Source organism: Trichlorobacter sp., assembly GCF_034008105.1.
In the GTDB taxonomy this organism is placed as follows: Bacteria; Desulfobacterota; Desulfuromonadia; order Geobacterales; family Pseudopelobacteraceae; genus Trichlorobacter.
Map to the genome: position 1 here is coordinate 103,867 of NZ_JAVEPN010000008.1, position 21,640 is coordinate 125,506.

Here is a 21,640-nt window from a genome sequence, read left to right on the forward strand (position 1 = left end):
CGCTGGTTATATAGCATAGTGATCAGACCGTTGCCAAGCAAGAAACCAGGGCCTATTCGTACCCCAGCTCCCGCAGCATGGCGGTGCGCTCGGTCCAGCGTTCCTGCACCTGGACAAACAGCTCCAGAAAGACCCGGGTGCCCAACAGTCGCTCGATATCGCGGCGGGCCTGCTCCCCGATCTTCTTGAGCATGCTGCCCCGCTTGCCAATGATGATCCCTTTATGGGTGTCACGCTCAACCATGATGGTGGCGGTGATGGCCACCACGCCGTTCTCCCGTTCCTGGAAGGCCTCCACCACCACGGCGGTGCCGTAGGGGATCTCTTTGGTGGTCAGGCGGAAGACCTTCTCGCGGATTAGCTCGGCGCAGATGAACTTCTCCGGCAGGTCGGTCAGGATATCCTCAGGAAAGAGTGCCTCCCCTTCCGGCAGCCGCTCCCGCACTAACCCCACCAGCCGTTCCACGTTACTGCCGCTCTGGGCCGAAATCGGGATGATCTCGGGGAAGGCATGCAGCCTGGTGTAGCCCTCTATCAGGCTGAACAGCTTTTCCTTGGGTTCCACCTGGTCTATCTTGTTCAGCACCAACCAGACCGGGGCCCCGGCTCTGGTACAGATATCCTTTACAAACGGCTCGTCGATCCTTTGGGTGGCATCCACCACCAGCAGCAACAGATCGATGCCGGTCACGGCGGTCATGGCAGCATCAACCATGGCCTTGTTGATCCGGTTACGGGCACTGTGGATGCCGGGTGTATCAACAAATACGATCTGGCTGCCCTCGTCGGACAGGATGCCGCGGATCACGTTGCGGGTGGTCTGGGGCTTGTCCGAGACCGCCACGATCTTCTCTCCCAGGATACGGTTCAGCAGGGTGGACTTGCCCACATTGGGACGGCCGATGATCGACACGAAGCCAGATTTGTATGCTACATCGCTCATGATTAGTTCTTTCCGCCCCAGGTGTCGCGCAGGGTAACCACTCTATTGAATACCGGCTGGCCGGGCTGTGAATCCTTCTCATCGGCACAAAAATAGCCCAAGCGCTCAAACTGAAAACTCTGGCCCGGTGCGGCCTGCAGCAGTGACGGCTCAACCCGGCATTGCGGCAGGATCGAAAGGGATTCGGGATTGAGGAACTGTTTGTAGTCTGCCCCGCTTCGGTCCGGGTTGGCATCACTGAACAATCGGTCAAACAAGCGTACCTCGACCTGACCGGCATGGGGTGCTGAGACCCAGTGGATCACCCCCTTGATCTTACGACCATCGGAGGTAACCGGACCGTTGGTGGAGCCGGGGTCATACTCGCCATGCAACTCGATGATCCGACCCTGTTCGTCCTTAATCATGCCGGTGCACTTGACTACGTACGCGTACTTCAGCTTGACTTCCCCCCCCACTGTCAGACGATGGAATCCCTTAGGGGGATCTTCCATAAAATCGTCGCCATCAATCAGTATTTCACGAGAAAAGGGGATTTTGCGACTGCCCAGCTCCGGCTTCGCCGGGTGGTTTGCAACCTCAAGCTCCTCGCTGCCCCCCTCGGGATAATTATCAATGATCAACCTGATCGGGTGCAGCACAGCCATGGCACGCAAAGCGGTTTCGTTCAGATCGTTTCTGACACACTCCTCCAAGACTTCATAGCCAATCCAGGCATCACTACGCCCTACCCCAATCCGATCACAGAAGGTGCGGATTGAACCGGGGGTATAACCACGTCGCTTCAGTCCCATGATGGTCGGCATGCGCGGGTCGTCCCAGCCGTTGACCAGGCCGGTCTGCACCAGTTCCTGCAGCTTGCGCTTGCTCATCACGGTGTAGGAGAGGTTCAGGCGGGCAAACTCGTACTGACGGGGCTTGGAGGGTACCGGCAGCTGCTCCAGAAACCACTCGTACAGCGGTCGATGGGACTCGAACTCCAGGGTGCAGATCGAGTGGGTTATCCCTTCAATCGCATCGGACTGGCCATGGGTGAAGTCGTACATCGGGTAGATGCACCAGGCATTGCCCACATGGGGGTGGCTGGCGTGCAGGATCCGGTACAGCACCGGATCGCGCAGGTTCATATTGGGCGAGGCCATGTCGATCTTGGCCCGCAACACCTTGGTGCCGTCAGCGAACTCACCGGCCCGCATGCGGCGGAACAGGTCGATATTTTCCTCAACCGAACGGCTGCGAAAGGGGGACTCGGTGCCCGGTTCGGTCAAGGTGCCGCGGTACTGCTTCATCTGCTCCGGGGGCAGGTCATCCACATAGGCCTTGCCCTGCTCAATCAGGTATTCAGCCCACTGATAGAGCTGCTCAAAGTACTCCGAGGCGTGGTAGAGATGCTCGCCCCAGTCAAACCCCAGCCAGCGTACACTTTCTTTAATGGATGCAATGTACTCGCTATCTTCTTTGACCGGATTGGTGTCGTCAAAGCGCAGATGGCAGACCCCGCCGAAATCGCGGGCCAGGCCGAAATTGAGGCAGATCGACTTGGCGTGGCCGATATGCAGATAGCCGTTGGGCTCCGGCGGAAAACGGGTCACCACGGACTGATGCTTACCGCTGGCGAGATCATCGCTGACAATCGTACGCAGAAAGTTGGTGGGAGTGGTTGGTGCTTCAGTCGTACTCATGAATGCCTCTCAGATGTAAACAGATTACAGCAGCTCTCCCAATAGGGAGTTGGCGTAACCTTCTAAAATCCTCACCTCAGCCAGCGTGCCGATCAAGTCGGGGGTGCCGCTTAGATTGACGATCCGGCCTGACTCTACCCGGCCGGTGACCTGCCCTTCCCGCTTGGCCAGCCCATCCACCAGCACCTGCTGGATGGTGCCGACATAGGCCTCGTTGTGGGCCCGGCTGTGCTGCAGCTGCAGCTTTTGCAGGCGATCGAGCCGCTCCAGCTTGACCTGCTTGGGCAGGTCATCGGCCAGCTCAGCCGCCCTGGTGCCGGGACGGGGTGAATACACAAACGAGAACAGGTCAAAATAGTTGACCGCCTCCATCAGGGAGAGGGTCTCTTCGAATTCCGCCTCAGTCTCGCCTGGAAAGCCGACGATCATATCGCCGGTCAGCTTGACATCGGGCCGGGCACTTTTAAGTTTGTAAACCGTTTCCAGATAGCGTTCCCGGCTGTAGCCCCGGTTCATGGCGTTCAGGATACGGTTGTTGCCCGATTGGGCCGGCAGATGCAAGGCGCCGCACAATGTGGGCAGATCGGCGTAACAGGCGATCAACTGGTCAGACATATCCTTGGGGTGCGAGGTCATGAAACGGATGCGGCTGACCCCCGCCACCTCGGCCACGGCCCGCAGCAGCTCGTGAAAGGGCGGCTGACCCTCCCCTTTCAGGCCGTAGGAGTTGACATTCTGCCCCAACAAGACAATCTCCTGCACCCTCTGGTCGGCCAGTTCGCGCACCTCAAGCATGATCTCGTCAAAGCGGCGGCTGATCTCGCGGCCACGCACATAGGGCACGATACAGTAGGCACAAAAGTTGTCGCAACCCTGCATCACCGTTACAAAGGCCGAAGAGCGGTTGATACCGGCGATGGGCGGGAACAGGTCCAGGCGCTGGCTGCTGTCCAGGAAATCGGTCTCGCTGCGCCGCGCGCCTTTCTCGGCATCCCGCACCATATCCTTTACCAGATGCAGATTATGGGTGCCGACCACGATATCCAGCCAGGGATAGTCGTTAAGCAGCCGATCCCCCTCTTCCTGGGCCACACAGCCGGCGATGCCGATCAGGGTAGCGGGCCGTTTCTTCTTCAGGTTGCGCAGGTTGGCCAAGTGCTGATGGACCTTGTCAGAGGCGCCGCCCCGCACGGTGCAGGTATTGAACAGGATCAGGTCACCCTCACGCAGATGCTCGGTGGGGGCATACCCCAACTCGGCCAGCATGGTCACGATCCGCTCAGAGTCATTCACATTCATCTGGCAGCCGAAGGTGGCTATGTACAGTTTTTTGGTCAGCATTGAATCGTCTTATATACCTGCTTTTGGCCAGGTTCGTCAATTGCTAACTCCCGACAAGCCTTGCATTTCAACCGATTCCACCCTATAGTTGCCCGCCCCTTGAAATTGGCGCTGGGGATGCTTATCAATTGAAATTATATCTTGTTCAGGAGGAGTCTTCGTACCATGTCCAAGGCCACCAAACAGTTCCAGACCGAAGTAAAGCAGTTGCTGGATCTCGTGATTCACTCACTCTACTCCAACCGCGACATCTTTCTGCGGGAGCTGATCTCCAACGGATCCGACGCCATTGACAAAGCCCGCTTCGAGGCCCAGTCCAACGAAGCGATCCTGGAGGGCAACAGCGACTGGAAGATCAAGCTGATCCCCAACAAAGACAACGGCACCCTGACCATCCGCGACAACGGTATCGGCATGTCGATGGCCGAGGTGGAGGAGAACATCGGCACCATCGCCAAGTCTGGCACCAAATCGTTCATGCAGGCCATGAAGGACGCCGCTACCGCTGAGCAGCCGGAACTGATCGGCCAGTTCGGGGTCGGCTTCTACGCCTCCTTCATGGTGGCGGATAAAGTGACCCTCACCACCCGCCGGGCCGGTGATGCGGCCCATGGCACCTGCTGGGAATCGCTGGGCGACGGCTCCTACACCATCGAGGACTGCACCAAGGCCGAGCGCGGCACCGAGATCGTGCTGCACCTGAAGGACGAATTCAAGGAGTACCTGGACGAGTGGAAGATCCGCTCGATCGTCAAGAAGTACTCCGACTTCATCCAGTATCCGGTCTGCATGGACATCACCCGCAGCGAGGTACCCCGCGATCCGGACGGCAAGGAGATCGAAGGGGCCGGCACCATCGAGAAGACCGAGGAGCAGACCTTAAACTCCATGAAGGCGATCTGGGCCCGCTCCAAGAGCGAGGTGAGCGAAGAGGAATACAAGGAATTCTACAAGCATGTCTCCCATGACTTCGAGGACCCCTTCAAGACGATCCACTTTGCCGCCGAGGGCACCAGCGAGTTCAAGGCCCTGCTCTACCTGCCGGCCAAGAAGCCGTTCGACCTGTTTATGGCAGAGCGCAAGCGCGGCATCCAGCTGTATGTGAAGCGGGTCTTCATCACCGAGAAGTGCGACGCCCTGCTGCCCGACTACCTGCGCTTCGTACGCGGCGTGGTGGATTCATCCGACCTGCCGCTCAACGTCTCCCGCGAGATCCTGCAAGAAGATGTGCAGATCAAGCGGATTCAGAAGAGCCTGGTCAACAAGGTCCTCTCCACCCTCACTGATCTGAAGGAAAAAGAGTACGACGAGTACCTGACCTTCTGGAAGGAGTTCGGCCCGGTGCTGAAGGAAGGTCTGCACTTCGACTTTGCCAACAAGGAGAAGCTGCAGGAGCTGCTGCTGTTCCAAAGCAGCAGCACCGAGGCAGGCGCATTTGTCTCGCTCAAGCAGTACGTAGAGCGGATGCCGGAGAACCAGAAAGAGATCTACTACATCACCGGCGAGGAGCGGGCCGCCCTGGAGCAGTCGCCGCTCTTGGAGGCCTTCAACGCCAAAGGGTTTGAGGTGTTGTTCATGACCGACCCGGTGGACGAGTGGGTGGTGCAGTCGCTGCACGAATATCAGGAAAAGCAACTCAAGGCCGTTGACCGGGGCGATGTGGACCTGGACAGCGAAGAGGAAAAGAAGGAGAAAGAAAAGAAACAGGAGGAGGCCAAGAAGGAGTTCGGCAGCCTGCTGGAGCTGATCAAGAACCGCCTGGAGAGCAAGGTAAAAGAGGTGCGTTTCTCGAACCGCCTGACCGACAGCGCCTGCTGCCTGGTGGCTGACGACTACGGCATGAACGCCAACATGGAGCGGATCATGCGGGCCATGAATCAGGCCGTGCCTGAATCCAAGCGGGTGCTGGAGCTGAACCCAGATCACCAGATCGTGCGGGTCATGGGCGACATGTACCAGCAGAGCGCCGACGACGCCCGGCTGTTGGACTACGCCGACCTGCTCTACGATCAAGCCCTGCTGACCGAAGGCACGCCGATCAAAGATCCGCTCAAGTTCACCAAGCTGGTCAGCGAGCTGATGGTGAAGGCGGCCAAATAAGCTCCTGCTTCTGCAGCTACTAATTACAAAAGGGCAGACAGCGTCAAGCTGTGCTGCCCTTTTGTATATCCTACAAATAAGCCAGTCCGAGTTGATTAATCCATCAGACAGCGCCCCCTAGTGCCGTGCCATCAGGGCGAACACTCCCCATCCCAGGTATTCACGCGTATAGGTGGCGTAACGCACAGGCTCCGAGGTCAATTGAGCGCGAACCTCTTTGGCCAACTCATCGTCGGGATTGGCTTCAAGCCAGCGGCGCATAGTGAGCCACTTTGCCGCTTCATATCTGTCCCAACCGTCTTGATCGGCCAGAACCATCTCAACAACATCGTAGCCAAGCTGGCCAAAAGACGCGAGAAGTCCCGGAAGCATCTGAAAGTCAGAGATCGCGTTAGCGAGACACCCCTTGGCAACAGCTTCTGTCGGCGGCAACTGCCGCCAGTAGGGCTCACCAATCAGGATGATCCCTCCGGTGCGCAGGCTCCGCGCCAGCAGCTCGATAGTACCCGCGACTCCACCGCCAATCCAGGTGGCGCCGACACAGGCTGCCACACCGACCTTCTCTTCAGAAATATAGCCCGTAGCATCGCCATGAATAAACGTTACCTGATCGGTGACACCAAGCTCTACAGCACGGAGTCGTGCCTGCTCGGTAAACAACTGGCTCATATCAATGCCGGTGCCGATAATTCCGTAATCACGTGCCCAGGCACACAGCATCTCCCCCGAACCGCTACCAAGGTCGAGAACCCTCGTTCCTGGTGCTAGACGCAGTGCTGCGCCAAGCGTGGCGAGTTTATCTGGTGTGATCGGGTTGTGGATACGGTGAGCGCTTTCGGTGATATTGAATATCCGTGGGATGTCTACCATGATGAAAATATCCTTTGGGGGTAACTAGGTTCGGCTATGGTCTAACGTTCACGAGATAACCGGCTGGCGATGCCGAAGCGATGCTGCCTGAACTGCCGACCAACTGACGACTGAGGAACTGGTGAAATTCAGCGCAGAGTAAGCCAGTCCGAGTTGATTGAGCCGTTAGGCCTGTTTGACAAAGTTACCTTCTGGCTTTGCCGCTGATATGGCTGACTTCAATTTTGAAAACTCTTGTAACTTTGTCCTTGGCCTCGATGTACTGTTTTCCCTCTTCGATGAAGTCCCGGCAATATTTTTCCAGCAAGAGAATAAGCGCATTGTAGCGTTCTTGCCCGAATATCTCCGAGGTAATGCCGAAAGCCACAGCACTTTCATACTCGGTTCCAAATTTATCTGGCAGGATTTTGGTCGTACCAACCACGCAAAAAGAAACTCTTGGGTTGTCTACGATGTTGTCTAGCTTCTGTCCGCTCAGTGCACAGTGAAAATAGATGCATCCATTATTGTATGCGTAGCTCAGTGGCACGCCGTAAGGCTGCCCGTCCTTGCCGACCGTCGACAAGGTGCCGTATTCGGCAGAAGCGAGTAATTCAGCGGTTTCCTGGGAGCTAATTTTGCGGTCTTTTCTGCGGATGGATTGCATCTGAGTCACCAATGCCTAACGTAAGGATCACCGGCGGCTGAAAGCCGTCCGGTGGATTATTTTGTTGGGCTGGTTGGTTCAATACTCATGCATCTATCCCAGTTTCGATGCGCTTGGTGAGTTCTTCGATAATTGTTGTAGGTAAGCTGATGTTATCGTTTCGTGCTGCTCTTTTCATCAACTCGCAACCCCACTTCCACGTCTCACGGTAAGCATGCCAAAGTCTTGCTTGATCGAGGTCGGCTGTACAGGAACGGTAGCGCCCATATGCTTCCACGGAGATATCTTTTTCCAGCCCCTTTGATGGGGTTGGCCAATGCTCTGTTGTTCCTTCTGCCAGACGGACCAATTTGAGTAGATTACTGTGACTGTCGCTCAATAAGGCCCAGGCTCTTGCAAATTCTCCTCTTGCCAGCACGTTTATTCCAAACAGCACCAGGTTTATGAAGTTAGCCGCAACCGACATTACCTCGGTGGTCGTATTGCGATCGGGAGGATTCCCGACAAAGGGGCGCAGATATCTTTCGATTGCGCCTGTTCGATCGACAATGATCGTTGACTCTAGAGAAGGGAACCAGGCATATCCTTGCCATGTTTCGATAATCGGAATTCTTGATGCCGGTTCGAAATGAAACTCACCCCGGACCAGGTTTGTAAAAATCGCAGTATGATGTCCATAGTCATCGGCAAAATAAAGCTCAAGCGTTTCAATCTGTGCAACCCAGTGTTCCTGATCGATATTGGGGAAACTCTCATCTTTAAAGAATAATATAAATTCAATATCGGAGAATCGGTCGCCCTCTCCAGTTGCAAATGAACCGAACATAAACGCGCCCTCAATACGGGCATCTTGCACACAAAGCTCGCGGACGCGCTCTATCATTTTCTCCTGCAACATAAAAACCTCCGGGGAAAAGCTGTTCTCGTTCGCATTGCTCAGGTACGTAAAACGGCATCTGCACACAGCCAGAAAAGCTTCTCGCGTATGGCGGCTCTTGATTGCCATGAACGTTCATCCCATTCTAAACAGCTCAAATCGTCACCGCCATATAATACCTGCCCTAGGACTACACCACGAAATTGAGCAACTGCCATCATCCCAGCGCTTTCCATTTCTACTGTAAGACAGCCTTCTTCTTTTCTCATGGCAATTCTATCCGGTGTCTCCCTGAAAGGCGCATCGGTCGTCCAAGTTTTACCGATATGATACGGAACGTTCGTATTGCTCAGGGTGTTTACAAGGGCCTTCACCCCCGCTTCGTGCGCAAACACTTCTCGACTTGGCTGCAGGTAATGATACGAAACGCCTTCGTCGCGAATTGCGCTGGATACAACAACCAAGGTACCAACCGTTATAGGCTTGTCAAGAACTCCACAACCTCCACAAACCATGAATTTACGACAACCATAAGCGATGACCTTTTCGAGCAGGCCTGCAGCCAGTGGAGCGCCGACACCTGGATGGAAGAATGCCAATCGCTGGTCACAGTATTCAATTTCATAAATGGGATGAGGTCCATCCTCCCAATAGTCTGTTACCAATACCTTTGCATTGTGCTCGATTACCACTTTATCGATCACTTCTCTGAAAAAGCAGATTACACAAAGCTCAGGCATGTCCAGAGGTTTGATGACCTTTGAAGGTTCAATAAAAGCTATACGAGTTGAGTCGTATTCAAGAATAGGAAATGTCATATTTATAAATCCTTGGTATAGCCCAACGTTTATTAGACACCCTAAATTTCTGTCAAAAACGACATTTTGTCGTTTTTTCCGTCACTCGCACAGCTAACAATCTAATATTATAAATTTAACAAAAAGCAAAAACGTCCTAAAAAATACGGCAAAAACGACAAGCAAGCCCAACCGTTCTGCAGGTGTATTAGCCGGTATTAGCCAAACCGATAGACCAGCCTGCCATCCTGATACAGCTCGATCGGGCCATCCTGCGACACCTTGATCACCTTGCCGAAGAAGGAGGCGGCAATGGCGGCGGTGGTACGGCCGCCACCGATCACCATCTCGCGGGCATGGGAGGTGTCGATGATGAAGCCGGTCTCCAGCAGTTTGCCATGGGGGTCCAGCACCGTCATACCGTCGGAGGAGAGTATCCGCAGCAGGGTGCCGGATTGTTTCAAAGCGGCAATCCCCTGCCCTTTGACCCGGCTGATCAATAGGCGCACAATCGGGTCATCGCCCCCCACCGAACCTTTCTTGAGCGGCGCCAGCTGACGGGCCGTGCCGGCATGGATCAGGATGACGGTGCCGTGACGCAGCTTGGAGACGGCATAGACCGTCCAGAGCAGGTCATCCACGGTTTCCTGGTCCATCTCATCCCCCAGGAAGGAACGGAAGATATCCGGATCAAAGATCGCCCACATCCCCTTGCGGCGGATCAGCAGCTTGCCCGGGCTGATCAGCACCTCGATCTCGGAGACCTCATTGACGGTGATGGCAAAGGCACCGCTGCCGGCCCGCCTGACCATCGAAAACATCTCACGCTGGGTCAGCCGTTCGATATCGGCCTGAACGATAGTGGGTGATGTCCGCAGGACACCGATCACCTGCATCTGGATGCCGGCCACAAAGAACAGGTTGTTGCCGTCAATGAAGCGATAGGTGAGCGGGTTCTCCAGAAAATTGGGTGAGATGCCCTGATGTGGCTGCAACGGAATCAAGTTGTGGCCACGGGCCCGGAAGGTCTTGCGCAGGGCCGGTTCAGTGGTGCGGTGTACCAGAAAGCCGGTGGTGGCCGGTTTGCCTTCGTAGCGCTGATAGGAGAGATTTTTGAGCAGCTGGATCAGCTGCTGGATCGGCCAAAAGCCTTTGCTGCTGTCGCCCCGCAGAAAGCGGGCCACAGTGATATCCATGATGGAGGCCAACAGGGCGGTACGAAAGTGGGCGACAAACCCTTCAAGCTTGAAACCGCTGTAAAGGCCCGAGAAGGCCGCCAGCAGCTCATGACAGAAGCGCGTTTCGGTTTTGGTAAAGGGGAGACCGGGCCTGACAGCAGAGAAGGCATAGCTGCGTCCCTCGATGTCGATGGTCTGCGTCAGACCACCTTCGACACCGTGGGGCGTAGTCTCCGACTCGTCAACTGGTACAAAGGCTATGGCGGCATCTCCCAGCAGGCTGCTGATAGCCGGTTTGATGGCATCAAAGACGCTGATCGGCATGGTGTAGGGTTCCTGACTGTGTGGCAAGATGGGGCAAACGGGTACAGCGTTTTCAACGGCGTAGTCAAAGAGTATACCAGCCGAGAATGGTCTGTCCAGTGGTGTTGCTACAGGTTTTCGACTTTGCACGGATACGGTTTTTACAGTATAGATAAGCCATACTGTCTGCTGGAGGCCACTATGGTACGTTCGATCATACCTGCAGCGCTTTGTCTTGCTCTGGCGCTGACCACCCTGCCCTGCCCTGTTTCTGCCAAGCCGCTCTGTGTGGAGAACGAGGGAGAGGCGGTGATTGTGCGGGGCGATCTGCCTTCGGCCAGGATCGAAGCCATGAATCGCGCCAAATGGGCCGCTGTGGAGCAGGTGGCGGGTGTGGAGGTCAACAGCCGCACCATTATTGAGGATTCGGCCCTGCTGGATGATATCATCACCACCCGCACCCAGGGTGTGGTGACCAGCCATCGCCTGATCAAGGAGCAGAACAATGGTGACAGTATCACCGTGCGGGTTGCGGCCTGCGTTGAACCGGCACAGGCGCGGGATGCAATTGCTCCGCTGGCACTGAACAGCGCCGTGGCGGTGTTTGTGCCGGCCCGACAGCTGTCTGGCGGCAAACAGACGCAGTACGACGACAGCACCAGCTTCAGCGAGGCGCTGAACAACGCCCTGATTCAGAAGGGGTTTACGGTGCGCGATCTGGCCGCCGGCCCCGGCATCAAGGCGGCCGACATGGACCGGGCACTCAAGGATGGCAACTTCCTCGCCCTGCGCTCCCTGGCCTACCGCTACCGCACCAACACCATCCTGATCGGCCGCATCGAGCCGACAATATCCACCAGCCGTGGCGAGGATGTGGGCTACGGCATCAGCATGCCGTTCACCACGGTGACGGTACGGCTGAACTATCGCCTGCTGACCCGTGACGGACGTGACCAGTTGACTATCCTGGCGGCCGGCAGCGAAGAGGCGGTCGGCCTGGCTCCGACACCGGCCGATGCCCAGGCGGCTGCCCTCAGAAACCTGGCCGACCGCGCCGTTCCAATCATTATGACCAAGGTCGACCAGCGGACCAGGGAGCTGGCTGCCAAGGTGGCGGTGACGGTCGAAGGGGTCAACAGCCCGGACGAGACCTTTGCCATCCGCGACACCCTGCAACGGATCACCTGGGTGGCCGGTGTGGAGGATCTGGGCCTGGGCCAGTTCCGGGTCAGCTACCCGGAAAACCCGCTCTATCTGGCTAACAGTTTGACCCAACGCGGCTTCAGGATCGTCAGCTACAGCAAGGATGCCATCCGGGTGCGCCGCCAATGAAGGTTCTGTTCGTCCACCCCTACGGCAGCAACTTTCTGGCAGGCAAGCCGGACATCACCACCATCTTCAACGTGATGCCCCCCCTGGGGCTGCTCTCGATCATGGCCTGGCTGGAGCGCCATGGCGTGGCGTCCGAGATCATCGACTGCTATGCCACCCCACTGCCCCAGGATGCGCTGGTGGAAGAGATACTCCATCGCGCCCCCGATGTCGTGGCCTTTTCCTGCACCACCTCATCGTTTCTAGAGGGCAACCGGATCGCCGAGGCGCTCAAGGCGCGCAACGACCGGATGGTTACCGTGTTCGGCGGCGCCCACGCCTGCACCATGGGCCCGCCACTGCTGGACCGCTTTGCGGCCATCGACTACCTGGTGCTGGGCGAAGGGGAGCAGACCATGCTGGAGCTGGTGCAGGCCGGCTGCAACAACCCCTCCATGATTCCCGGCCTGGCCTATCGTGACAGCCAGGGCAACGGCGTGGCATCGCCCCCCCGTGATCTGATCCCTGATCTGGACCAACTGCCCTTCCCGGCCTACCACCTGCTGCCCGGCTTTCCCGAAAAGTACAAACTGCCGCTGTTCAGCTCACCCAAGTTTCCCAACACCAGCATCATCTCCAGCCGGGGCTGCCCCTACCAGTGCTCCTACTGTGACCGCTCGGTCTTTAGCAAGGGCTTCCGCTTCAATTCGCCGGATTACATCCTGGAACATGTGGCCATGCTCAAACGGGACTACGGCATCCGCCACGTCTTTTTCTATGACGACCTGTTCACCTTTGACCGCAAACGGGTGGCTGAGTTCTGTGAATTGAAGCGAAAAAAGGGGATTGATGTCGGCTACAACTGCATCGCCCGGCTGGAGCATGTCGATGCGGAACTGCTGAAACTGCTGAAGGATTCAGGCTGCTGGCAGGTCAACTTCGGCATTGAATCGGGCGACCCGGAGATTCTGAAGAAACATCGCAAGTTTTACGGGCTGGACGAGGTGGGCCGCAAGCTACAGATGGTGAAGGACGCCGGCATGCGGGTCAAGGGGCTGTTCATGGTGGGACTGCCGGGTGAGGACGAGGCCGCCATCCGACGCACCATCGACTATGCGCTTTCGCTACCGCTGGACGAGATCAACGTCACCAAGTTTACCCCCTTCCCCGGCGCGCCGGTTTATCGGACCCTGCAACAGTTCGGCGAATTTAACGAGGATTGGGAGCTGATGAACTGCATGAACTTTGTCTTTATACCCACCGGCATGAACAAGGAGCAACTGGAAGGGCTGTACGACGAATTTATCAGCCGTTTCTACCGTCGCACCCGCATCCACTGGGGCTACACCCAGATGCTCTGGAAATCGCCCCACAGCGTGCTGGACTTCCTGAAAAATCTGCCGGCCATCATCCGTTTTGAACGCCAGCAAAAATGGTGATACTGCCAACAGCGGCGGCATGCGGTACTGGCATGCCGCCGCTGTCAGTCGTAACATCCGTTAGCGGCCGATGTTGATCTGAATCCCACCACGGTCGGGATTGCGGTGTTTTTTCTTTTTGTGTTGCTTGCCGTTTTTCACCTTTACCGGCTGGCCTGAAAGCTTCACGCCGGGCGGCGGCGGCAACAGCGGCAGCTTCTTTGGTGACGGCAGGCCCGGTGGAGGCGGCGGCAACGGCAAGCCGGCGCTGGCAACCGAGGCCATGACGGTCACGGCAAGCATGATGCAGCCATAACGCAGTATCTGTTTCATCGTGTACTACCCCTTTCCAATCACTTGTCTTTAAAGATCGAGCGGATGTCGCGCCCCGCCCTTTTAAACCCTTCCCACATCTCGATACCGGCCTGTTTGCCGTCTTTTTTAATGCTCTGCCCCAGCTGCTTGAAACCCTGCTTGATCTCCTGGCCAGCCTGTTTGCTGCCTTCCTTAAGCTCGCGGCCGCTCTGTTTGAAGGCCTCTTTGGTCTCTTGACCACTGCGTTTGGCATCTTCCTTCAGCGTCTTACCGGCCTCCTTAAAGGCCTGACCCGTCTCGCGGAACGACTGTTTTACCTCATCATTGAACTGGTTGGCATGACCGCTCCCAACAGCAAGCAAGCAGCACAGGCCAAGACTAGCGACAATCGGTATCAAGCGCATGGGTTACCTCCGGGCAGAGATACGATGCATCAGTGCCGGCATCGGCAGCAGGGCCGCCAGTGCCGTAAAGAAGATGCCAAAATTGGCGGCCCAACCGATGGAGGCCATGGCGCCGTAATCGGTAAAGGCCAGCGACCCAAAACCGGCAATGGTGGTAAGTGCCGACAACAGGATCGAGCGACCGGCCTGGACAAAGGCGGCGCTCTGCTGCGCTGGATCGTGCGAAGCGCAACGATGGAGGATATGCATGCCGTAATCGCAACCGATGCCGACGATGGTCACCACCACCATGATGTTCATGAAGTTGAATTTCATGCCGACCAGGCTCATGGTGCCCAACATGGCCACTGCACCGTACAGCACCGGCCCGAGTGAGGCGGCAACGCCGGACATGGTTCTGAAATGCAGCAGCAGCAATAGCAGAACCATGCCGGTTCCCAGGCCGATTCCCTGCACGGCGCTCCTGCGCACCGCAGCCAGCAGTTCACTGCTGACCAGATCGGTGCCGGTAACCCGGGCCTCTGGCGCCACACTTGCCAGCTGATCGACGAACTGTTCAGGATGCAACTGGCCAGGACGGAAGTAGAGATAGGTCAGGGCATGCCAGCCGGTGACATCCTGCACCAGATGGCGTTCCACCACGCTGCGCAGCGGCGACACGGCCAAGCGGGAGATGATCGTCTCGTCAGGCACCACTGCCGTCAGGCTGCCCGTACGCACCAAGGCCAGGTATGCCGCAAAATCCTGCTGGTCGAATCCCTGGCGAACAAGCTGTTTTTCAAGTGTTGCAGCAGCTGATGCAAGGCCTGACAGGTGGGCAACGATCTGCCGTTGATCGGCCTGACGGTTCATGGTCTGTCCCAGGCTCGACCAGGCCTGTAACCTGCCCTCTGCTGCCAGTTTGGCGGCCAGCTGCTCCACCGGAAGATTACCCTGCAGCACTGCGGCCTGGGTCGGACCGTCGACCGCCACCAGCAGGCTTTTAGGGGCCAGATTCAGGTGCTGCTCCACCAGCTGCTGGGCGCGAAATGCCTCGGAGTGCTGCGGCTGCAGGTTTTTTAGCTCCACATCAAAGGCGGTGCGCTGGGCAAACAGGGCCAACAGCAACCAGGAGACAACGGTGATGGTCAGGATCGTGCGCGGCCAGCGCCCGGCAAAGCGCCACAGGCGGTCCATACCCACCGTCGGCAACGGGCGATAACTGCGGTCAGAGCGATCCAACAGCCGCAGCACCAGCGGCATCAGAACCAGGTTGGCATACAGGGTGAACAGCACCCCCAGCCCCACCAGCAGTCCCAGTTCGGACAGGGCCCGCACCTCGGCCCAGGCCAGGGCCAGAAACGGCAGACAGGTGCTGGCAGCAGCCACAAACAGGCCCTGACCGGTATCGGTGATGGCTCGCGTGATGGCCTGGTCGGTGCTGACGCCACAGCTCCGCTCGCTATGGAAGCGGTCATAGAGGTGGATCGAGTAATCGGCCCCCAGGCCGATGATCAGGGCGGTAAAGGCAAAGGAGATGATATGTACGCTGTCGAGAAACAGCCCGGCCAACCCCAGTGAGGCCAGTACACCGCTGGCGACAAATAGCGGGATCATCAGGGTGGGCCAGAGGTGGCGATACACGGCATAGAAGATACCCAGCACCACCAGCAGTGATGAGACGATACAGGCCAGAATGTTGAACTTCATGGCTGCCTCGTCGATCACGGCGCTGATGTGGGCCCCGGCGCAGGAAACCGCCACCTGACTCCCGGCGCGGGCCTGATTGATGCCGGCCACCAGCTTGCGGGCAAAGGCCATATCCTGCACTGCTTTAGCCGGCTCGGCGATCATGATCAGCACCCGGCCATCCCGTGACATGAAATAGGGTGAGGCCGGGTCCATGTCCAGGGCTTGACTGCCGGCCTTGAGGCGCGGCAGGAACAGATCGCGCAGCCCCAGCGGGTCGGCGATGGCTATGCCGACCGTGCTGGCCCCTAACGAGGTGGCCAGCTGGCTGGTGAGTTGATTGAGCGCCTGTTCGATGCCGGTGTTGCTGAAACGGGCCACCAGCGCGTCAAGCTGATCAGGCGGTACAAAGGCAGCCGGATGGGCAGCGGCAAAGGCCACCAGATCGGCGAAACGCTGGGCCTCTGACTCCTCGTAGATCCGATAGACGACCCGCTTGAAGGCCGGCGCCCCATCAACCTGCAGGGTACGCAGCCGCTCGGCCAGCCGCTCGGCCTCGCCGGAAAGCTGTTGTGGCTCCCCCTCCAGGAGAAAGTAGGCCTCACGTGCGCCGCCGGACCACTCCAGCGAATCCAGCAGCAGACGCAACGCCGGCCGGTCAGCAGGAAACAGTTGGAAGATATCGGTCTCAAAGCGCAAGGTTGCCAGGGAGGCAAGGGACAGGGTCAACAGGATGGTCAGCACCGCCACTACCCGGCGGGGGAAACAGCGGGTCATGCGATCGAGCCAGTTCAGGTGGGACTGAACCAGCGTAGCTGCCTGTCCGAGCATGGTTTTCATTACGTTGCGAGTCATGGTGGTGAGGGTCAGGGGGTCTTAAGCTGCGAGAGAGGGAGCAGCTGCAGCCCTGACAGGGGCACCTGGAACAGCTGGTCATCAAGCACCGTGTTTACCTCCGGCTCCTCCAGGGTCAGACGAATCCGGTCGCCTTCAGCGCTTTCCATTTGCAGTTCCTGCGCCAGCGGCACACCGTCATGGCTGCGGTAATTGCGGTAGCGCACCCGCTCGCCGCTGGCGAGGTTTTTTTCCACCACCAGTCCGTCCTGTAACGTGATCTGTTCAGTACCGCCCCTGATCGCTGGACGACTGATGGAACCGGTGGTCACCGATCCGGTCGGCAGATCGGTATCCAGCACCCAGCGCAGCATGGCAAAGCCCCGCTGGCCGGTGGCGGCCGGCAGCTCGTTGACCTGTCCCCGGTAGGCAACGCCGTTGGCCGGATAGGCCAGGGTCAGCTGTTCGCCATTCAGCTGGGCCTCCATCACCGTCGTACCAAAGGGAGACAGGAGGATCAGGCGCAACTGGTCAGGGCGGCGATAGAGCATCACGCCCCGGGCAGCCAGATTGCGATCGGCCGTACGCAACGAAACGGTTACCGTGGAGCTCAAGGTCTCCACCACGGCGCCGGGCTGCACGGGAACACTGGCCGGCAGCTGGCGGGTGGTTGTCGAACAGGCGGCCAACAGGGCGGCTATAATGATCAACAGCAGACGATACATGCTTACTCCAGCCGGAAATCGGCGTCGCTCAGCCCGACGTTCTTGCGGGTCTTGCGAAAGGTCATCACGGTCCGGTCACCGGCGCGCTCCACAAGCTCCAGCCTGCGCACCGTACCATCCTGCTGCAGTACGATGGTGAGTTCTTTCAATTGGCCGCCCTGGGCCGGACGGATCACCACGTTGGTCAGGCCGGCCAGCTGCTCGGCCCGCACCTCCATCCCTTCCGGTACGCTGGTGACCGGCTTTGCCACCGCTCCAATCCAACGGCCAAGCCCCTGTTCAGGCGGCAGCACGATCCGCTGCCGTTCGCCGTTGGTGCCCAGGCGCTGTTCCAGCACCGTGTCTTTGAGTACGATGACGCCGCTGTAGGGCGGATCAAGCACCATCATGAACCGGTCCGGCTTCTTGAAGCGGATCACCCCCTGCATGACCAGCTTCTTCTTCATGATCGAGAGCTGCTTTTCCTGGGTCAGCTCGGCGGTAAAATCCTGCAGACCGGCAAAGGAGCGCCGCAGCGCCTCAAGCCCTTCCAGTGACGTCAGGCTGCGGGCCTGTACCGGAAAGGGGACGGCCATTATCAGCAGGATTGCAACGACAGACAGACGCTGTTTCATAATGGTCCTATTCCAAGGGTCAGGGTGACGTTCAGCAGTTCTTCATTGGCTACCGTCACCCGACCTTCCATCAGACAGAGGCGTCCAAAGGCCTTGACCACCCGGGCCTCAACCTCCAGGGTCTCGCCCAACAGCGGCGGACGGCCAAAACTGGCCCGATCGATGGTGGCCAGAAAACCGCCATCACCTTGCCGCTCCACAGCCGCGACCCCCGACAGTTGGGCCACCGCCTCAACCAGCAGCACCTGCGGCATAGAGCGCAGCGCTGCGCTGGTACGGTAGCGGGCGCGGGCAAAACTGCCCGGCTGCTGTTCCAGCACCCGATCCAGCATCAGAAAGGGATAGCGGTGCGGTAGATATGCGCTAGGGTCGGGATTAAGCAGGTGTGTCACCGTGCAGACTAAAGGAAAAGTAGGGCCCCTCGGGTGAGGCGGCCAGGTGCAGGCCAGACTGACCGGGCCGCAGCAACCGGCTCAATGCGCCCAGAGCAACGCCGCCCATGGCCAGCGATTGACCTACAACCTGACCCGTGCGGAGGACGGTTTGGGCTCCAATCTTTCCTGCCAGCAGATCGATGCCGGCACCGGCGCCTGAAAAACTGACCTGGTCAAAGGAGCGTTGGGCCGGCAGCAGCCGGTCGATGCCGGCCTGTTCGGCGTTGGGCAGCAGCAGGCCAAGGGTGGCGATCCGTCCGATGCGGGCCTTGATGGCAGCACCGCGTGCCACGGCATGCTCTTCCCGTTCCAGCACCAGTATGCCGCAGCCTTCACCAAAACCGGAGGCGTAGCTGTGTACCTGTCCCAATGCCGCAAAGCCTTTCATCATCAATGAGGTCAATTCATCGACGCCACCGGCCAGCATCACGTCGGCCCGTCCCTCTTCAATAAATCGACAGGCGGCCAGAATGGCCGATTCAGCCGAACAGAAGCGTTGCACAAAGGTAATATTGGGGCCTTTAAAGCCATATTCGATTGAGGCGTTGCTGGCCGGGGCGTTGGCCACGGTGTTGGGAAACAGCACGGGCGATAGCCCCGCCACCCCCTGCTTAAAATAGCCGGTCAGAAACTCGGCTGAATTGGCAATGCCGCCAAAACCGCACCCCAGGGCGATGCCGATCCGCTCTGCCGGGATAGCACCCTTATCGATGCCGGCCTCACGCAGGGCCTGTCCGGTTGTGGCCACTGCAAACTGACTGCAGCGGTCCAGTTTGCGCGCCTTGAGCGGCGGCATAAAATCTGCGGCCTTAAACTGCTCGGCCCGGCCCCACAGCAACCCTTGCCCATCGGCACGCATATCTTCAGGCACCGGTTGCAGACAGCTGCGACCTTCTTTGAGCGCCGCCAGGAGAGGCTCGAGCCCGGTGCCGGCCACTGTAATGGCGCTGGCGCCGGTAATGGCGATTGAACAGGAGAAGGTATCCATTACGCACCCCCCTGCTGCAGATCAGCCGCTGCAAGGGCCAGACTGGTGATGTTGCCGCCAAAGGCGAAGGAGTTGGACAGTGCGATGCTGCAATCGCTTGGCTTGCTGGCGTCGTGGCAGTAGTCCAGGTCACACTCCGGGTCCCGGCCTCTGAAATGCAGGGTGCGGGGGATCGTTTTGGCATTAAGCGCCAGCAGGGTTGCCACCGCTTCGACGGATCCGGCCGCCCCCAGACAATGGCCGGTGATCGGCTTGGTGGAGACCAGCGGCACCTGCTGGACCCGCTCGCCAAAGACCTGCTTCATGGCGTTGGATTCGACCACGTCGTTGGCCGGCGTGCCGGTGCCGTGGGCATTAACCCACCCTACCCGCCCAGTGTCCAGTCCGGCTGCAGCCAGTGCTGCGGTCATCACCCTGGCGGCCGATTCGCCGCTGGGTTCTGGCGCGGTCATGTGATGGGCCTCGCCCACCAGGGCGTAGCCCAGCAGATAGCCAATAATATCGGCCCCGCGGGCCCGGGCGGCCTGCTCCTCTTCTAGCACCACAAAGGCGGCCCCTTCCCCCAGCGTGATACCCTGGCGGCCCAAACTGAACGGCGCACATGGTTCAGGATCCATCACCTTGAGGGAGTTGAAACCGGCAAAGGTCAGCAAGGCCAGAGAGTCGGCCCCGCCGCACAGCATGGCCTTCTGTCGGCCGCTGCGGATTAGATCGGCGCCCCAGCCGATGGCGGAGGCCGATGATGAACAGGCGGTGGTGATGCTACCCTGGTAACCTGCCAGACGATAGGCCAGGGCCAGCTCGGTGCAGGTCTTGTCCGGCAGCACTCCCCGCAGTTGTGCGGGGCGTGACCTTTCACCACGCAGGTCGGCAGCCAGCCACTGCTCGGCCTGAAACATGCCGGCAGCGCCGCCGCCCACGCAGACACCGATGTCGTAAGGATCATAACAGCCAGCCAGACCGCTCATGGTCAGTGCTTCTTGGGCGGCCAGCAGGGCAAACTGGTCGGTGCGGGAAAGACGGGTCACCTGACGTCGCGTGAAATGGGCCGCAGGGTCATAGCCTTTAACCTGAACCGCAATCTTTGACGGAAAGTCGGCCACGTCGAACAGATCCACCGGGCCGACGCCACTCTTGCCCTGCAGGACAGCAGTACGGAAGTCAGGTATCGATTGGGCGGCGCCACAGAAGACCCCCATGCCGGTGATGACGATGCGGGTAGCGGTCACAGCACCCCTCCGTCCACCACCAGACATTGACCGGTGATGTATGATGCCTGGGGAGAGGCCAGAAAGGCCACGGCGGCTGCTACTTCGTCAGGCTGGCCGATGCGGCCCAGGGCGGCTGAACCGATAATCTGGTCAACGCGATCCTGCTTCAGGTCGGCGGTCATGTCGGTGGCGATCAGGCCGGCCGCCACGGCATTGACCCGGATTCCCATCGGTCCCAGTTCACGGGCCAGGGATTTGGTGAAGCTGATGGCAGCCCCCTTGGAGGCGGCGTAGTTGGTCTGGCCGCCAGCGCCGGACAGACCGGAGATGGACGAGATGTTCACAATAGCGCCGCTACGGCGGGCCAGCATCTTGCGCACCCCCCACTTACAGCAATGAAACAGGGGATACAGATTGGTACGGATCACGCTATCCCAGTCGTTGTCGGACATCATAGCCAGATAGCCATCACGGATGATACCGGCATTGTTAACCAGCACATCCAGATGACCACGTTCCTCACTTGCGGTATCAATCAGAGCGACAGCGCCGGCCGACGTGCTGACATCAGCCCTGACCACCCTGACACAGCCGGCCAGCCCTTCGGCCTCCTGTTGCAAGGCGACTGCAGCGGCTTCATTTTCGAGATAGGCGGCGTAGACCTGGGCACCGGCTGCGGCAAACCGCAGTGATATGGCCCGGCCGATTCCCCGTGTGCCACCGGTCACGGCCACCACGGCATCCTTGAAATCCATAGCTACTCCTGCTGGGGTATATACATAAGGCGTAACTATACCCGATGTGCGGGCTACTTGTCCAGAAACGGGGTGCCCCGATGCTCAGCGAGATTGACAAAGGCTCTTCGTCGAAATGAGTGGGTAGCCGTGGTATAGTCGGTCATCTCATTTTGGAGGTGCCCGTCACATGCAACCCGAACAGCTCTTTGGTATGGCCCTTGGCATCGTCTCTCCCTGGGAAGTA

General features: G+C 58.6%; 20 protein-coding genes. 3 read left to right on the top strand and 17 right to left on the bottom strand.

Features of this window, described 5'->3' with window-relative positions; all coding sequences use genetic code 11:
• Positions 1-52: 52 nt before the first annotated feature.
• From era to miaB, 3 genes are read right to left on the bottom strand one after another with little or no spacing between them, the layout of a single operon-like run.
• Positions 53-943, bottom strand: coding sequence for a GTPase Era (era, locus tag RBQ93_RS06590; protein WP_320371295.1), 891 nt, complete (start codon positions 941-943; stop codon positions 53-55).
• A gap of 2 nt (positions 944-945) precedes the next feature.
• A complete protein-coding gene (locus tag RBQ93_RS06595) occupies positions 946-2,625 on the bottom strand; it encodes a glutamine--tRNA ligase/YqeY domain fusion protein (protein ID WP_320371296.1) in 1,680 nt (559 codons plus the stop codon).
• A gap of 24 nt (positions 2,626-2,649) precedes the next feature.
• Positions 2,650-3,966, bottom strand: a complete 1,317-nt coding sequence (gene miaB / locus RBQ93_RS06600; protein ID WP_320371297.1) for a tRNA (N6-isopentenyl adenosine(37)-C2)-methylthiotransferase MiaB — start codon at positions 3,964-3,966, stop codon at positions 2,650-2,652.
• A gap of 165 nt (positions 3,967-4,131) precedes the next feature.
• Here miaB and htpG point away from each other — a divergent pair, with 165 nt between their 5' ends.
• Positions 4,132-6,066 carry a molecular chaperone HtpG gene (gene htpG / locus RBQ93_RS06605; RefSeq protein ID WP_320371298.1) on the top strand — a complete coding sequence of 645 codons (1,935 nt, stop codon included), beginning with the start codon at positions 4,132-4,134 and terminating at the stop codon, positions 6,064-6,066.
• A gap of 117 nt (positions 6,067-6,183) precedes the next feature.
• Here htpG and RBQ93_RS06610 read toward each other — a convergent pair whose 3' ends face one another.
• The 5 genes from RBQ93_RS06610 to RBQ93_RS06630 form a co-directional block, all read right to left on the bottom strand.
• Positions 6,184-6,936, bottom strand: coding sequence for a class I SAM-dependent methyltransferase (locus tag RBQ93_RS06610; RefSeq protein ID WP_320371299.1), 753 nt, complete (start codon positions 6,934-6,936; stop codon positions 6,184-6,186).
• A gap of 184 nt (positions 6,937-7,120) precedes the next feature.
• Positions 7,121-7,582: a pyridoxamine 5'-phosphate oxidase family protein gene (locus RBQ93_RS06615; RefSeq protein WP_320371300.1), complete on the bottom strand. Its 462-nt coding sequence runs from the start codon at positions 7,580-7,582 to the stop codon at positions 7,121-7,123.
• Between the two features lie 85 nt (positions 7,583-7,667).
• On the bottom strand, positions 7,668-8,480 hold the full coding sequence (locus RBQ93_RS06620; RefSeq protein WP_320371301.1) for a nucleotidyltransferase domain-containing protein: 813 nt from the start codon (positions 8,478-8,480) through the stop codon (positions 7,668-7,670).
• Between the two features lie 38 nt (positions 8,481-8,518).
• Positions 8,519-9,277 (bottom strand): nucleoside phosphorylase, encoded by a 759-nt coding sequence (locus RBQ93_RS06625; protein ID WP_320371303.1) that lies wholly within the window; start codon positions 9,275-9,277, stop codon positions 8,519-8,521.
• Between the two features lie 197 nt (positions 9,278-9,474).
• Positions 9,475-10,758 (bottom strand): hypothetical protein, encoded by a 1,284-nt coding sequence (locus tag RBQ93_RS06630; protein WP_320371304.1) that lies wholly within the window; start codon positions 10,756-10,758, stop codon positions 9,475-9,477.
• Positions 10,759-10,938: 180 nt separating this feature from the next.
• Here RBQ93_RS06630 and RBQ93_RS06635 point away from each other — a divergent pair, with 180 nt between their 5' ends.
• Positions 10,939-12,069 carry a hypothetical protein gene (locus RBQ93_RS06635; protein ID WP_320371305.1) on the top strand — a complete coding sequence of 377 codons (1,131 nt, stop codon included), beginning with the start codon at positions 10,939-10,941 and terminating at the stop codon, positions 12,067-12,069.
• Entirely contained in the window at positions 12,066-13,487 is a 1,422-nt protein-coding gene (locus RBQ93_RS06640; protein ID WP_320371307.1) for a B12-binding domain-containing radical SAM protein, read from the top strand. The genes RBQ93_RS06635 and RBQ93_RS06640 overlap by 4 nt, the downstream gene beginning before the upstream one ends.
• Positions 13,488-13,547: 60 nt before the next feature.
• On the opposite strand, the gene RBQ93_RS06645 is transcribed toward RBQ93_RS06640, so the two are convergent.
• Genes RBQ93_RS06645 through RBQ93_RS06685 form a run of 9 tightly spaced genes read right to left on the bottom strand, consistent with a single transcriptional unit; the run spans position 13,548 to position 21,414 of the window.
• Entirely contained in the window at positions 13,548-13,799 is a 252-nt protein-coding gene (locus RBQ93_RS06645) for a hypothetical protein (RefSeq protein WP_320371308.1), read from the bottom strand.
• A 20-nt stretch (positions 13,800-13,819) separates the two neighbouring features.
• Entirely contained in the window at positions 13,820-14,185 is a 366-nt protein-coding gene (locus tag RBQ93_RS06650) for a hypothetical protein (RefSeq protein ID WP_320371309.1), read from the bottom strand.
• A 3-nt stretch (positions 14,186-14,188) separates the two neighbouring features.
• Positions 14,189-16,693 carry an MMPL family transporter gene (locus RBQ93_RS06655; protein WP_320371311.1) on the bottom strand — a complete coding sequence of 835 codons (2,505 nt, stop codon included), beginning with the start codon at positions 16,691-16,693 and terminating at the stop codon, positions 14,189-14,191.
• Positions 16,694-16,719: 26 nt separating this feature from the next.
• Complete coding sequence (locus tag RBQ93_RS06660) at positions 16,720-17,412, bottom strand: lipoprotein insertase outer membrane protein LolB (RefSeq protein WP_320371312.1); 693 nt, start codon at positions 17,410-17,412, stop codon at positions 16,720-16,722.
• A 2-nt stretch (positions 17,413-17,414) separates the two neighbouring features.
• Positions 17,415-18,026 (bottom strand): outer membrane lipoprotein carrier protein LolA, encoded by a 612-nt coding sequence (locus RBQ93_RS06665; protein ID WP_320371314.1) that lies wholly within the window; start codon positions 18,024-18,026, stop codon positions 17,415-17,417.
• Positions 18,023-18,418, bottom strand: coding sequence for a 3-hydroxyacyl-ACP dehydratase FabZ family protein (locus RBQ93_RS06670; RefSeq protein ID WP_320371316.1), 396 nt, complete (start codon positions 18,416-18,418; stop codon positions 18,023-18,025). The genes RBQ93_RS06665 and RBQ93_RS06670 overlap by 4 nt, the downstream gene beginning before the upstream one ends.
• Positions 18,402-19,448 (bottom strand): beta-ketoacyl synthase N-terminal-like domain-containing protein, encoded by a 1,047-nt coding sequence (locus tag RBQ93_RS06675; protein ID WP_320371317.1) that lies wholly within the window; start codon positions 19,446-19,448, stop codon positions 18,402-18,404. The genes RBQ93_RS06670 and RBQ93_RS06675 overlap by 17 nt, the downstream gene beginning before the upstream one ends.
• Complete coding sequence (locus tag RBQ93_RS06680) at positions 19,448-20,677, bottom strand: beta-ketoacyl-[acyl-carrier-protein] synthase family protein (RefSeq protein ID WP_320371318.1); 1,230 nt, start codon at positions 20,675-20,677, stop codon at positions 19,448-19,450. Before RBQ93_RS06680 ends, RBQ93_RS06675 begins: the two co-directional genes overlap by 1 nt.
• Entirely contained in the window at positions 20,674-21,414 is a 741-nt protein-coding gene (locus tag RBQ93_RS06685; protein WP_320371319.1) for a 3-oxoacyl-ACP reductase family protein, read from the bottom strand. Before RBQ93_RS06685 ends, RBQ93_RS06680 begins: the two co-directional genes overlap by 4 nt.
• Positions 21,415-21,640: the final 226 nt, after the last annotated feature.